Source organism: Asaia lannensis NBRC 102526, from assembly GCF_024054035.1.
Classification (GTDB): Bacteria; Pseudomonadota; Alphaproteobacteria; order Acetobacterales; family Acetobacteraceae; genus Asaia; species Asaia lannensis.
The window spans coordinates 47,416-61,455 of record NZ_JAMXQU010000005.1; the positions used below are offsets into that span (position 1 = coordinate 47,416).

Genomic DNA, 14,040 nt, shown 5'->3' on the forward strand with positions numbered 1-14,040 from the left:
ATGCGCGGACGGAAGTTTCCGGGGCGCCATAGGAGGAGCATCCTCCTGCGAGGCCGCCTTGTTTCGACGGGCAGCATCAGACTGCTGCCCGGGAAAATCGTCCTTTTATATTATTGCTTCATGGCAATGGTAGCCTGCAGCAGAGTGTCCGCAGTGGTGATGACCTTGGTATTGGCTGAATACGCTTCCTGAGCAACGATCAGGGCAGAAAGGTCGCTTGTGAGATTTGTGGTTGAAGACTCTGTGTAACCTACGGAGAGTGTTCCGGTCCCGTTGGCGCCAACAGTGCCGACAGCGGGGTTACCAGACGCTGCGGTAGCGGTGTACGCTTGCCCGTCTACCGCGTTCAATCCGTTGACATTGGCGAAATTGGCAAGCGCAATCTTGCCTGCAAGTTGGGATGCCCCGTTGCTGAACTGCGCCATGACCGATCCGTCGCTCTGTATCTGAACGCCCTGATATGTGCCAGCGGCTACAGCGTCGGATGTGAGAGCTGTCGTGTCCTGTCCAAGCGAGCTCGAAGTCGAGAGCAGGGGGCTCGTTGTGCTGGTCATGTCTGGCAGCTTCACCGTATAGGCCTGCCCGTTGATCGTGGCGGCAAGAGTCGTCGGGGGTGAGTTTGCCGTGCCGTTCGCATTGAAGGTGATCGAACTCGTCGAGCTCAGCGCAGCGCCGGTAGAGGAGTTGATGGCCGACACGTTCCAGGTTGGCGGCGAGGCAGATGTCTGAGCCCACCGAAGCGATACGGGCGTACCCCCGACATCAACAGGCGACGTCATATAGCTCTGGTTCGAGCCGGTGGCCGTACCGATTTGAGAGCTGTCCTCAGTGAGTGTCGAAGTATTCTGATCAAGCGTCAGGCTCGAGACTGCGCTTTTGCTCGCAGTGCCCGTCGATTGTGCCATGATCGTTCCGCTGGTGCCACCAATGGTGCCCAGTGACAGGCTAATCGACTGAGAGGTATTCGTTCCATAGGACGCTGTGATGGGGAGCGTTACAGCCGCGCCAGTGGTGGTCGAGCCAACTGTAGCTCCCGTCGAATCCGTCACGCTGGCCAGAGTGCCGTTACTGTTGAAGGTGACGTTATAGGTGTTATCCGCCTGATTGATGGCGCCCGTTCCATCTGCGTCATAAGCGCTGGCAGTCCAGACGAGAGGATTTGTGGTGCTTTGAGACCAGTTGAGCGCCACATGATGCTGTGTTGCGTTCGCGTCATACACTGTCACGGGTGCAGTCGTGTATGTCTGGGCATCACTGGCGGTATAATTCGCCGAATTTGCAGGCATTGTGCCCACAGTAGCTGTCAGCGTGAGCTTGCTCGTCTGTGGCTGACGATAAGTGATATTGCCAACATTGATCTGCGTCACACTTGTGCCAAGCTGTCCGGACGACGGATCGACCAGATATCCGTCGAGGTAATAACCGCTGGTATTGACAAGATAACCTTGGTTGTTTTGCGAGAACTCACCGTTGCGCGTATAATAGCTCTGATCTGAAAACTGTGTTGTGCTCGCATTGCCAGCGCCGTTCGCCTTGGAGACAACGAATAACCCATTCCCAGAAATGGCCGAGGCAAGACTGTTACTGCTGCTGGTCGGTGCACCCTGATTATCGACATGCTGCACCGTGATAGCGGATACGGAATCCGAGACATCGGCCGAGGCCGTGCTGCCAATCATCGAGCCAGCAACGAAGTTCTGGAACGAAGTCGTATCGGCTTTGTAACCTACGGTCTGACTGTTTGCGATATTATTACTGAGATTTGTAAATGCCGTTGACTGCGCGTTTATTCCGCTGACGGCCGTCGTGAGCGCGTTAAATACTGACATCAGAGTGTCCCCGACCTTATATGCCACGAGCTGCTTCGCTTGCCGCATGGGCATGGTATACGAAGAGTCCGAATGTTGAATGAACGAGACGACATAAAATTGCGCGATGCCTTGACCGGATCGAAATTTGTCTCTCACCGCGCCTGCGGCAATCAAGAGTATCCCGAAACGAGGTGAATCCCAGCTTGGCTATGGGTAGCATGTGTTGGTGGAAACGCAAGCTTTGTTACGATGTTTATCCGGATGCTAGCCCACGATACCGAAACGCGGTAAGACGTTTTCCGCGGTGCGATGATGGCAAACTGAATGCCGGATGACAAAATTGAGACAAAAGCCGCAGGCGTCGGATAAAAACGTTTCGTTAACTATTTTCACGATTAGATGAATGGCCGGCATTGATCCGGCACAAGATAGGGGTGGTTCTGACAATCAGCGCCCGTGGCGCGGCTTCGGTATAGTCCGGCTTTGTGAGTGTCTATCTGCCCTCGTCTCCAGTACTCTTCAGGCAATCTCCGGAGTAAAAAATCGATGTTTAAGTCGTGGCCTGGTGGCTGGGCAGATGCCAAAGCCAAGATGAATGCGCTTGATCGTGCGCTGGCGTTCATCGAGTTCGATGTGAGCGGCATGATCCTCGAGGCCAATCAGAATTTCTGCGATGCAATGGGTTATCGGCTTGATGAGATCGTAGGGCGTCATCATCGCCTGTTCATTGACGATACCTATGCCGCAAGTGCGGAATATGCAGGATTTTGGCGCGGGTTATCTGAGGGAAAATCCTGTACGCAGGAATGCATAAGGCTGGCAAAGAGCGGTTCCGAGGTTTTGCTGCAGGCGAGCTATAATCCGGTCAGGGACGTTACAGGTCGGGTCTATAAAATCGTCAAGGTTGCAGCTGTAGTGACAGAGGCTGCGGCCCTCAGGGCTGATACAGCGGGCAAGCTCGACGCGATCTCTCGTGCTCAGGCTGTTATCGAATTTGCGCCCGACGGCACCATCTTGCATGCAAATCCCAATTTTCTCGCAGCTATGGGCTATTCACTGCCAGATCTTGTCGGGCGTAACCATTCGATCTTCGTCGGGGCGGATATGGCTGCCACCCCGGAATACAAGGCGTTCTGGAACAAGCTGCGAAAAGGGGAATATGTACCGCTCGAATGCAAGCGTCTCGATAGCCGTGGGGAGCCGGTGTGGCTGCAGGCTTCCTATAACCCGATTTTTGATATCAAAGGCGAGGTGGTCAAGGTCGTCAAATTCGCGACGGTCATCACGGGGCGGGTAAAGGCCATTGATGACGTTGGTAAGGGCCTGGCGCGACTGGCCGATAACATCCTCGGTTTTCGCCTCAATGGCGAGATCGATCCCACATACGAGAAGCTCCGCGAAGATTTCAACAGGGCAATCTCGAAGCTGGACATGACGCTCGGCGGTGTTGCGGCCTCGGTCGGCACGGTCGCGAACGGAGCCAATGAGATCGTCGTTGCCTCCAATGATCTCGCCCGCAGGACAGAGATGCAGGCGGGTAATCTCGAGCGCACCGCCGTTACGCTCAATCAGATTACTGCGCGCGTATCAAAAGGGGCGGAAAGCGCCAAGGCAGCGGCCTGTTCAGCTTCATCAATGAGAGTCGATGCACTGGCGGCGACCCAAATCGTGGATGGAGCGATCGATGCCATGGAGCGTATGCGTGAGGCGTCGAAGGCAATCTCGCAGATCACCGGGATGATCGAACAGATTGCCTTCCAGACCAATTTGCTTGCCTTGAACGCTGCCGTCGAGGCCGCCCGCGCGGGTGAGGCGGGTCGTGGGTTCTCCGTGGTGGCTTCAGAAGTGCGCGCGTTGGCGGAACGTTCTGCGAAGGCATCTCAGGAGATACGTCTCCTCATTTCAGAGAGTACGACGCACGTTGACCGTGGCGCAAAGCTGATCACGGATGCCGGATCTGCGCTGGGTGGGATTGTCGAACGTATATCCGGAATTGACGGCCTTCTGTCGGAAATCGCCTTGGGATCCGAAGACCAGGCGGAGGGGCTGGGGCAGGTCAACCAGGCTGTGGGTCAACTGGATCGTGTAACCCAGCAGAATGCCGCAATGGTCGAAGAGGCAACTGCGGCGGCCAATAGTCTCGGTGTCGAGGCGGGGCGTCTCAAGGGGCTTGTTGATGAGTTCACGTTGAGCGAGGTTGTCTAGGGTGTCGGGCCAGTTACAGCCATTTGGCTAGGTATTCAGTCCGTGCCATTTTCCACGATGCGTGGCCCGGTCTGCGCAGTAGACCTGGATTGAGTGCACCACCCTGCATCGGCTTACCTGATGCAGGGGGCGGGTGCGGTTCCCCGAGGCCGAGCTCTTGCCTGGCTAGAGCCTTTTTTATCCCGGATGTAGCAGCTTCCCGTGGCGCCAAATTTCCAGAGCCAGAGCCGCCGTATCGGCGGAAAGTATGTATCCTCTCGCGCTATTTCCCACGTGCCGTCAGAGATGGTTGGAAACTTTTGCGAAACTATTTGTCTCTAGGTCTGTCCGTGCTGGTTACCCCTTTTTCATCGGGGTGGCGTGTTGAAGCCCGTCGTGGGTGACTGCGGCATTCTCTTGCTGAACGGAACTGCATGAACCTCCTGGCCTCCCTTTCTATCGCCACGGGTAGCCTCAGTGTTATCGAGGCCCAGTATGCTGTGACGGCAAACAATGTCGCGAACGCAAATACCACTGGCTACGTGAAAGAGACGGCTGCGACGTTGTCTTCAGTGGCTGCGGGGTATGGTACAGGGGTCAGGCTTGGCAATACCCAGCTTGCGATCAATCAAGCGCTTCAATCATCGCTTTATCAGCAAAATGCCCAGGCTTCGTCCTATACAGTGATGAGTAATTCGCTGGCTGCCGTCTCCTCCGTGCAAGGATCTACCTCTCAGGATTCCGGGAGTACTTCTAGCCTTTCAGACCAGCTCGGCAATTTGCAAAGTGCCCTGATTTCCCTGACGTCCACTCCTACCCAGAGCGTCTCCCAAAGTGCAGTCGTCAGCAAGGCCTCTGCCTTGGTGACAACCGTGCAGACTCTTGCCTCGACCTATGCCTCGCAGCGACAGGCGGCGGCTGATGGTGCGGTGTCCGATGTGTCCTCGATCAACTCCGACCTGACACAGATTGGTGCTCTGTCTAAGCAAATCATGAAATTCAAAAGTCTTGGGCAGGGTACCGCTGATCTGGAAAATCAGCGTTTGGGCGTGATGTCGGACCTGTCTTCCAATCTGAGCGTGTCTTTTACCACCAGTGCAAACGGCGATATGACGGTGCGTACCGCAGACGGAACGCAGTTGCCAACCAGACCCGATCAGATGGGTCTGGACGATAGCACCCAGACACTACCCAGCAGCACGTGGCCTCTCTCGACTTCGAGTGTTACACTGTCGAGCAGTTCATACTACAGTGCGCAGAACACGAACTCTTCCATCCCGGCAATTACCCTTGCTGGCCAGGATATTACAACGAGTCTGACAGGGGGGAGCCTTGGCGGCAACCTGACCCTGCGCGATAGCACTTACCCTCAGATGCAGGCGCAGCTCGATTCATTCTCCTACACGGTAATGAATCGTTTTAGCAGCGCAGGATTGCCTCTGTTCGTTACCGGCTCTGACGCCAACGCGACGAGTTCGATTCAGGCCAGTGACCTCAGTAAGCCGGTGCCTCAGGGAATTGTTGGGCTATCTGCCAGCCTGAGTGTCAACAGTATCTATACCAAGACGCCGTCGGCGCTCACCACCACCACGAATAGTGATGGGAGCACCAACACAGGTGTCACAACCACCATCAGCAATGTTCTTTCCACCACCTTTGGCTCGGATGCCGAAGACGTAAGCGGGGGTCTATCTGCGCCATCCAGCAATCTAGGTCCAGGTGGGTCAATCTCGACGGGATATGCCGGTAATCAGGGACTACTCGCGTTATCAACTGCCCTTACCTCCAATCAGGGCGCTACCATCGCTTCCATGAGCGCGGGTGTCACGTCTAGCAGCGCCGTTCTCACGCTCCTGCAGACCAAAGTAGCAGACGTTTCGGGCGTCAACGTCAATGACGAAATGGCCAAGACCGTTGCGCTGCAAAATGCTTACACGGCGAACGCGAAGATCATTTCCACGGTGCAGACCATGTTCAATGCGCTGTTATCGGCAATCCAGTAAGCGGTCCGGAGATTGGTCATGAGCAATGCGGTAGGTCAGTACGGCGGATCGGCTCTCTCGCTCATTCTTGAGGCGAGTGTAAAGACCCTGACTGCGCAGCAGGAGACCGCAACGTGGCAGAGCAGCACCGGTATCATCGGGTCGACTTACGCTGATCTAGGGACATCCCGTTCTGCGGCGCTCAGCCTCACTCCCAAAATCACTCAAGTGCAGGCGTGGCAATCCAATATCACCAACGCTCAGAACACGTTGTCCGTCACGGCCACCGGTCTCAATCAACTTGTTTCAATGGCGCAGACGCTTTCCACTAATCTGCTTGGTATTTCAGGCACGGCAACATCCAGTCAGGTTGCTGCCGCCGCTTCATCGGCAATGAGTGCCCTTGGTGATCTCAAGACAGTGCTCAATACGAGCGATGGTGCAAATTACGTATTTGCAGGCACTGACAGCAACACAGCACCCATAAAAGGGAGTGCTTCCCTGTCATCAAGCAGCCTTGCTCAGCAGATTGCGGCGAGCCTTCAGTCTCTCAACGCATCCAATGCGGGGTCCGTTCTTGCCAGTGCGACCTCTCTGGCGGGGTCAACCGATCAGGCGGTATCCGTATTTTCGGCGACACTTTCCGTATCTCCGGCTCAGGCTGCCGATAATCAACGCAGCGTGATGAGTGGGACCAACACCACGACGAGTTTCGGTATCGTTGCGACTCAGTCATCCATGACCTCCTCATCGAGCAATACGTCCACCGGATCGCCGATCAGGGATCTGATGCGAGACCTTATGGCAGTATCGGCAATGAACGGGATGTCGTCCAACACACCAGGATTTTCCGATCTCGCAAAGCAGATCTATACGTCGCTCGGCACGACAATTAGCCAGCTGACCGAAGAGGAAGGCGCTGTGGGCGCAACGCAAAACAGCCTGACTTCGCAATCGACAATGCTGACTGGACTTTCCACAATGCTCGAAACCCAGCTGGGCGATTCGCGAAATGCTGATATGGCGACAGTCGCAACCAATGCAGCGAATATCAAAACTAGCCTGAGTGCCTCGTATATCCTTATTTCAAACATGAAGGGCATGACACTGGCGGATTATCTCTGATGACCCATCCGGAAGGCAGCGCAGAAGCGCTTCAGTTGGCTGGTGATTATGCGTCAGCGGCGAAAGCATATGAAATCCGCCTTCAGGCCTCTCCCGATAACGCGCGCACCCTGAGTAATTACGGTGGCCTGCTCAACTTGCAAAACCGGTTTTCGGATGCCCTTGCATTATTGGGCCGTTCCGTTGCGCTTGATCCTGGTCTTCCCGACGCGTGGTCCAATATAGGGAACAGTTTTTTACATCTGAGCCAGTACGAAAATGCGATCGCCTGCTATCGCAACAGTCTGCGCCTCGAGCCTTCGCATGCTCTGGCGCTCAGTAACATGGGCGTAGCTCTTGATCATCGCGGAGATCATGCACTGGCGCGCGGTTTTCATGATGCCGCTGTCCAGATGAACCAGGAGAACGTATACAGCCGGACCAACCGCGCAGTTTCGCTGCTTCAAAGTGGCGATTATGCTGAAGGCTTTCGTGAGTATGAGCATCGCTGGACAGCGCTGCGTGCTTCTGGCGGGCAAAGTAGTGTGCCTCGCTGGAGTGGTGAGCTGGCGCCTGACAAAACTCTGATGGTTTTCACCGAAGGCGGATTTGGAGACGTCTTGCAGTTTTCCCGATTGGCTCCGCTTGCGGCGCAAGAGGTCGGACAGGTCATTCTGCGTGTGAGGCCGGAGCTCGTCTCGCTTCTGGAGCGTAGTTTCCCTGAGATCACAGTCCTGTCGGAAGACGATATCCTTCCCGAGCACGATCTCGAATGTCCGGTTCTCAGCTTGCCTCACGTACTCGGGATAACGCTAGAGACGATCCCTGTTACTGGCAGATATCTGCGGCCTGACCCGATAAAGACTACCCTGTGGCGCGAACGGCTTCGGGCTGGGGACGCTGATGACTGGCACGATACCTTTCGTGTGGGGCTTGTATGGGCGGGCGCACCGCATCCCGAAGTTCAGGCAGCATTTCTTGCTGACCATCGCCGCTCCATGAATCTGCAGGATCTGGCACCGCTAGGGCAGGTCGCCAGACGCTTTAGAGCGCTTAGGTTCTATAGCCTGCAGATAGGAGAACGCGCAGCGCAGGCGGCAAATCCGCCTGAAGGGATGCGTCTTTCAGATCACACGAGGCACATCGCCAGTTTTGATGATACGGCTGCGCTGATTGACACGCTGGATCTCGTTATCGCCGTCGACACATCGACTGCGCATGTATCGGCTGGGCTGGGGAAGCCCACATGGCTTCTTTCACGCTATGATCAATGCTGGCGTTGGCTCTCGGGGCGACGTGATTCACCGTGGTATGAGTCGATACGCCTTTATCAGCAAAAGCAGCCCCTCAACTGGGAAGGGCCTGTTGCCATGCTCACGAACGATCTCACGGCTCTTCTTGAGACGAGGTATGCTCATACGCCTGTCTCAGCCCGATGAGATAGGCGTGTCCCAAAAGACGCGCTGACGCATGCATTCGAAAATTTTGAAAAGTTTCATATTCCCGGTCTCGTATTGTGCAACAAAGCATTGTAGGCTGTAACCATCATATATCGGCATGGGGGCATCGAGCTGCCTCTATGTTACATGCCAGATAATTCGAAGATTGCCTGATATTGAAGTCCTGTGCGCAACTAAAATGATATTTCGTTGCGATAAGAAAATATAATGTCGATGCAAGAGGCTCTCCGAAGTGCTCTTGATAGGGGTGTCCTGAAATGATGAGATCGCTTGATATTGCGAATACGGGCATGCAGGCCCAGACCACAAATGTCGAGACGATTTCCAATAATATCGCCAACATGACAACCACCGGATACAAGCGTCGTCGTGCTGAGTTTCAGGACCTGATCTATCAGGATCTGCGTCGTGCCGGGACGATGAGTTCTGATACCGGGGACCTTGTTCCCGCGGGTGCGCAGGTTGGTCTTGGTGTTCGCACGGCCGGCATATACCGCATCAACGAGCAAGGTACGCTGGAACAGACCGGAAATTCGCTGGATCTTGCCATTGAGGGGCGTGGATATTTCCGTGTAACCCTTCCGTCGGGAGAATATGCCTATACTCGTGACGGAACATTCTCGCTCTCGGAAGACGGTACGATTGTCACTGCAGACGGCTATCCCCTGTCTCCCAATATTTCCGTTCCCAACAATGCGGAGAATATTACGATCGATCAGTCTGGACAGGTACAGTACACGCTGTCTGGTCAGACTACAGCTCAGGTGGCTGGTCAGTTGCAGCTCGCGACATTCCAGAATGAGAATGGTCTTACGGCGATGGGGCAGAACCTGTTCACCGAAACAACCTCATCTGGTACAGCCAACCTCAGTACACCGCAGAGCGAGGGATATGGTTCGGTCCGCCAGGGTTTTGTCGAGGAATCATCAGTTAATGTCGTGACCGAAATCACTGCGCTCATTACGGCGCAGCGAGCCTACGAGATGAACAGTAAAGTTATCACTGCCTCGAATGAAATGCTGCAAACCCTGACAAATCTGCGGTGATACCAATATGCGCGGGCTCACGATCGCTCTCATAGGGCTATCTTTGATAGGCCATTCCGTACCGGGATATGCAGCGACCCTGCGCAATACGTCCATCGTTTCGTCCGGGATGGTTCGTCTTTCTGACATTTTTTCTGGTCTTGAGCCCGGGCAGGATCGGGTTCTGGGTCCTGGGCCGGCACCTGGATCGAGTATTCATGTAAGCGGGCAACAACTTATTGCGATCGCCGATCAATACGGTGTCGAGTGGGAAGACCAGTCCTCCTCTTCGTTCATGACGATTACCAGAGCGGGAAGAATTCTTGACGAGAATTATTTCGTTTCCCTCGTCAGGAAAAACCTGCCCGACCTGGGCGAAGGCCCCGTTTCAATAACGTTTCACGACTTTCATCCTGTGACAGTCTCTGCGGATGAGGCCGAGCCGGTTGTTCTGTCTGATGTGAAATGGGATCAGCGGAGCGGGTGGTTTTCATCCACTGTTTATCGTGCCCACCCTACAGGAGATCTGGCAACCGACTCGTTCATGCTGACGGGTGTTGTCCATGCCACCCAGCGCGTGATTGTGTACACCCACTCGATGGGGGCAGGAAGCGTTGTCAGTGCCGCAGATGTTAGGGTGGACGAGGCATATTCCGGTCATCTGCCGTCGCGTGCTGTCACCGATCCGGCTGAGGTAGAGGGGCAGACCATCAGCCGTGGTGTCGTGGCGGGCTCCGCGGTCATTGCGCAGGACCTGCAGCGCACTGTGATCATGCATAAGGGAGATCCCGTCATGATCACCTACGTAGCTCCAGGGCTCAGATTGTCGATTGCTGGAAGGGTTCTTGAGGATGCCGGTGCCAAACAGCAGGTCCGCGCATTGAATGAGTCGAGCGGGATGATTGTCAGCGGGAAAGTCACTGATGGGTCAAATGTGGAAGTGGCGTTGACGAGTCATCCAGTCCCGTCCGATCCGATCACAATGCGCCGGCTTTCGGCGTCTATGCGCAATCCTGCGCCTTGACGTTTCCTGGCGATAGGTGGCTCTGAAAACGATGACGCGTTTTTTCTCCCGTGGCTCATTGACCGTGCTGCTGCTACTGGGCGGCTGCACGTCTCTTTCTGATCTGACGGAACTCGGTCACCCACCGAGAATGACCCACACTTCTGATCCGACACAGTCGCCGGACTATCGTCCGGTGACAATGCCGATGCCACCTCTCCAACCTCCGCCAACGGAGGTCGGGAGCCTGTGGCGCTCAGGAAGCCGGGCTTTTTTCAAAGACCAGCGTGCCTCTCAGGTTGGCGATCTGATAACGATCAACGTCAACATCTCGGACAATGCGGCACTCAACGACAATACCACCGTCGCAGGAAGCGGCTCGCAGACATTCGGGATCCCGAGTTTCTTCGGAGCCCAGGGTAAGGTGCTATCAAGTAGCAGTGCGCTGGACACAAGTAGTGCGACTGCAAATACGGGCGCAGGTGTCATTCGCCGTAATGAGACTGTCACCCTTGCCTTGGCGGGGACGGTGACTCAGGTACTGCCCAATGGTAACTTCGTTGTCGTTGCCCGGCAGGAAGTCCGCATCAATGGTGAACTGCGTCAACTCATGGTTAGCGGCGTTGTTCGACCCCAGGATATAACGGAAGACAACATCGTAACACATGACCGTATTGCAGAGGCACGGATTTCGTATGGAGGTCGTGGACAGCTGACCACTGTCCAGAATGCGCGCTGGGGACAGCAGATTATGAATGGTGTCCTGCCATTCTGACCAGGCAACATGCTTGTTGGCAGGCCTTGGTTTATCAGCTCCTTAATCTTGGGAAATGTGGTGTCTTTCGCGTAGCGCAGCGCCCCGCCCACGTTTCCTCCGGCTTTTCGCCATAGCGCTCATGGGAACTGCGTCAAAAAAAGTAACGATGACCGGAAGGAACGGGTAAGAGAGGGGCCATTATTTATATGCTTACCCCCTCACTCATCACGGTCGATATTCTCGTGTTGGAGTTTTTCCAGCCCTCTGCATAGAGGCGGGAAATACATGGCCGCACCATGGGTGAACGCATTGATGAAAGCCCTCCATAGACCCCAAAAATTCTCGTGATCGAGAATGCAAGGCGAGCGCCGTCAAGGCGGATTGAGCGTATTAAATCCTATCTTCTATTAACGATTGGCTCCTAGAACTCGACGTTCTCGTCAAAAATCGAGGACAGGGGCCGTTACATGATTCTAAAGCTGATCATACTTCTCATAGGTTTAGGCGTTGTAGAAACCATATTGGTGAAGGTTTTCTCCTTCATCGGCGATCGTCTGGTGTATCTGGGGCTGTTCGATGGCTCCTTGGAACGACTCGCATCGATCTGCGAGACGGCAGCCCTGATATGTTTTTCGTGTGCCGCCGGCTTCTTTTTCCTCCGCTTGATAAGCCGCCTCCGCGCCACGGACACTCGGGAGGGGCGTGACACGGGGCCTGGCTGGTGATTACAGCGACCTACTTGCATCAGGTCTGGTCAGCCAGGATTCTTGTCAGTCCCTATCTGCAAGGCAAAATCTGAAACGAAGCCGCCCACAGGTTATATGAAGGGGCAACGAGAGGATTTATTAATAATTCCGATGGACCAATGAAAGGGTACGCGGAAAAAAGGCTCGTCCCTCTCATGTTCAGTGTCTTTCGGTTCAAGGCCAAGATTGCACTTGTTGCAATAACATTGACGTTAGTTACATTTATCGGTTCAGGTTTTTTAGTCAATAACCAGTTAAAATCCGGCGAGCGCTATCGCTCATTCATCAATTCAGATGACCGGGGCACAATCATGCTTGCGCGCATCAGCGACAAGCTCAATGCACTCCTTTACGCCTCTCATCTCCTGATCGATCAGGCGAGCAGCCCATTCGTCGGTGAGGTTGTAACGCGGTTCCAGAAAGATATGCGAGGAACCCGTGATATCTTTGCTGAGGCCGCGAGGGTGGATCCGCGTCTCGTCTCCACGCTGGATCCGCTATTGGGACGTTATGGCACTTTCGAGCAGCAGTTAAACAGTCTGCTGGTTGCGCTTGATAAAGGCGACATTGCCAAAATGCGCCAGATCGCCCAGGCATCTGATCAGGATGGGGTTCACCTGGCGATCGATATCGGGGCGATCACAGGCCGTCGTATTACGCATGTTGAGAGTGCATCAAACCAGCTCGCTCATGATGTGAATGTTTCTGTCCGTAATTGCGTCATTGGCCTGGTGCTCATTCAGATTCTTATTCTTTTCGCGACCCTGCTTATGAGCCAGAAAACTATCGTATCACCGCTTCTGATGGTGAGGGATCGTATGCTCGGTATTGCTGAAGGACGGCTGGACGAGAGCATCCCCTGTCTTGAGCGGGGAGATGAAGTTGGAGATATGGCCAAGGCGCTCAGCACGATCCAGGGTGGTTTGCAACGAGCAAAGGTTCTGGCTGCCGAGCAGGCTGTCGAGCGGGAAGCTGTTGCCAAGGAGAGGGCCGAAAACGCGGAGCGTGTTGCGAGAGAGCTTGAAGAGGAATCCCGCGCAGTCGAGGCTATTCGCAAAGGGCTATCGGCGGCTGCCGAGGGTGATCTCGTTTATCGTATTGATGTTGCGCTACCGCAGCGCCTTCAGGTCATGAAAACGGATTTCAATGACGCGTTTGAGCGTTTGAATCAGACATTCTCGGTGATCCAGCAAAGCGTTATGGCCATTGGCTCTGGTACAGGCGAAATCTCTGTCGCTTCGAATGACATGTCACGGCGCACCGAGCAGCAGGCGGCAAGTATAGAGCAGTCCTCCGCCGCGATCGAGCGTGTTGTGAGCATGCTGCGTGACTCCGCAGACAGTGCGAAGAAGGCCGCTTCAGTGACTGATGATACGCGACTGGGTGCTGAAAAGTCTGGCGCGATGGTTCATAACGCCGTGAACGCGATGAGCCAGATCGAGAGTAGCTTCGCCCAGATCAGTCAGGTGATCGGACTTATCGACGAAATTGCTTTCCAGACAAATCTCCTTGCACTGAATGCAGGGATAGAGGCCGCCCGAGCCGGGGATGCAGGACGTGGTTTTGCTGTCGTCGCGACAGAAGTGCGCACTCTGGCTCAGCGGTCGACTGAAGGCGCTCGTCGCGTGAAGGAGATGGTCTCAAGTTCGAGCGATTTTGTTTCCGATGGCGTAAGGCTGGTGCGCGAAGCCGGTGGCGCTCTAGGTATTATCCTGAGTCAGGTTGGGGAGATCGACAAGCTCGTCGCGGAAATCGCTCATTCCTCGACTGGTCAATTCTCGGCGATACAGGAGATCAACCTGGCGGTTGGAGAGATGACAAAATCTACTCAGCAAAACGCAGCCATGGTAGAAGAAAATACTGCAGCTATTTCGTCCTTGGACAAAGCCGCGAGCGTACTTCGTGATCGGGTCGCATTCTTCCGGTTGGAACCATGAGGTACGTTCTGAAGAGCATGAGCTAGAACGA

At 54.8% G+C, this 14,040-nt stretch carries 9 protein-coding genes; 8 read left to right on the forward strand and 1 reads right to left on the reverse strand.

Going from position 1 to position 14,040, the window contains the following annotated elements:
* Positions 1-110 precede the first annotated feature (110 nt).
* Positions 111-1,829 carry a flagellar hook-basal body complex protein gene (locus NF685_RS08345; RefSeq protein WP_252849283.1) on the reverse strand — a complete coding sequence of 573 codons (1,719 nt, stop codon included), beginning with the start codon at positions 1,827-1,829 and terminating at the stop codon, positions 111-113.
* 528 nt (positions 1,830-2,357) lie between these two features.
* Between NF685_RS08345 and NF685_RS08350 the strand changes: the two genes are divergently transcribed.
* The 8 genes from NF685_RS08350 (at position 2,358) to NF685_RS08385 (ending at position 14,009) form a co-directional block, all read left to right on the forward strand.
* Positions 2,358-4,016: a methyl-accepting chemotaxis protein gene (locus NF685_RS08350; protein ID WP_252849284.1), complete on the forward strand. Its 1,659-nt coding sequence runs from the start codon at positions 2,358-2,360 to the stop codon at positions 4,014-4,016.
* A 413-nt stretch (positions 4,017-4,429) separates the two neighbouring features.
* Positions 4,430-5,998, forward strand: coding sequence for a flagellar hook-associated protein FlgK (locus NF685_RS08355; RefSeq protein WP_252849285.1), 1,569 nt, complete (start codon positions 4,430-4,432; stop codon positions 5,996-5,998).
* Positions 5,999-6,016: 18 nt separating this feature from the next.
* Entirely contained in the window at positions 6,017-7,102 is a 1,086-nt protein-coding gene (locus tag NF685_RS08360) for a flagellin (protein WP_252849286.1), read from the forward strand.
* Complete coding sequence (locus NF685_RS08365) at positions 7,102-8,520, forward strand: tetratricopeptide repeat protein (RefSeq protein WP_252849287.1); 1,419 nt, start codon at positions 7,102-7,104, stop codon at positions 8,518-8,520. Before NF685_RS08360 ends, NF685_RS08365 begins: the two co-directional genes overlap by 1 nt.
* A 281-nt stretch (positions 8,521-8,801) precedes the next feature.
* The gene (gene flgG / locus NF685_RS08370) at positions 8,802-9,587 is read left to right on the forward strand and encodes a flagellar basal-body rod protein FlgG (protein WP_023980023.1); all 786 of its coding nucleotides are present in this window, start codon (positions 8,802-8,804) and stop codon (positions 9,585-9,587) included.
* A 109-nt stretch (positions 9,588-9,696) separates the two neighbouring features.
* Positions 9,697-10,590: a flagellar basal body P-ring formation chaperone FlgA gene (gene flgA, locus NF685_RS08375; RefSeq protein ID WP_252849288.1), complete on the forward strand. Its 894-nt coding sequence runs from the start codon at positions 9,697-9,699 to the stop codon at positions 10,588-10,590.
* A gap of 31 nt (positions 10,591-10,621) precedes the next feature.
* On the forward strand, positions 10,622-11,344 hold the full coding sequence (gene flgH / locus NF685_RS08380) for a flagellar basal body L-ring protein FlgH (RefSeq protein ID WP_062165206.1): 723 nt from the start codon (positions 10,622-10,624) through the stop codon (positions 11,342-11,344).
* Positions 11,345-12,227: 883 nt separating this feature from the next.
* Positions 12,228-14,009, forward strand: a complete 1,782-nt coding sequence (locus NF685_RS08385; protein ID WP_252849289.1) for a methyl-accepting chemotaxis protein — start codon at positions 12,228-12,230, stop codon at positions 14,007-14,009.
* Positions 14,010-14,040 lie beyond the last annotated feature (31 nt).

What these genes read in the sequence shown, in the direction of transcription:
- NF685_RS08345 (WP_252849283.1), bottom strand. Translation starts at nt 1,829, where the DNA reads ATGTCAGTATTTAACGCGCTCACGACGGCCGTCAGCGGAATAAACGCG.
- NF685_RS08365 (WP_252849287.1), top strand. Translation starts at nt 7,102, where the DNA reads ATGACCCATCCGGAAGGCAGCGCAGAAGCGCTTCAGTTGGCTGGTGAT.
- NF685_RS08350 (WP_252849284.1), top strand. Translation starts at nt 2,358, where the DNA reads ATGTTTAAGTCGTGGCCTGGTGGCTGGGCAGATGCCAAAGCCAAGATG.
- flgA (WP_252849288.1), top strand. Translation starts at nt 9,697, where the DNA reads ATGGTTCGTCTTTCTGACATTTTTTCTGGTCTTGAGCCCGGGCAGGAT.
- NF685_RS08385 (WP_252849289.1), top strand. Translation starts at nt 12,228, where the DNA reads ATGTTCAGTGTCTTTCGGTTCAAGGCCAAGATTGCACTTGTTGCAATA.
- flgG (WP_023980023.1), top strand. Translation starts at nt 8,802, where the DNA reads ATGAGATCGCTTGATATTGCGAATACGGGCATGCAGGCCCAGACCACA.
- flgH (WP_062165206.1), top strand. Translation starts at nt 10,622, where the DNA reads ATGACGCGTTTTTTCTCCCGTGGCTCATTGACCGTGCTGCTGCTACTG.
- NF685_RS08355 (WP_252849285.1), top strand. Translation starts at nt 4,430, where the DNA reads ATGAACCTCCTGGCCTCCCTTTCTATCGCCACGGGTAGCCTCAGTGTT.
- NF685_RS08360 (WP_252849286.1), top strand. Translation starts at nt 6,017, where the DNA reads ATGAGCAATGCGGTAGGTCAGTACGGCGGATCGGCTCTCTCGCTCATT.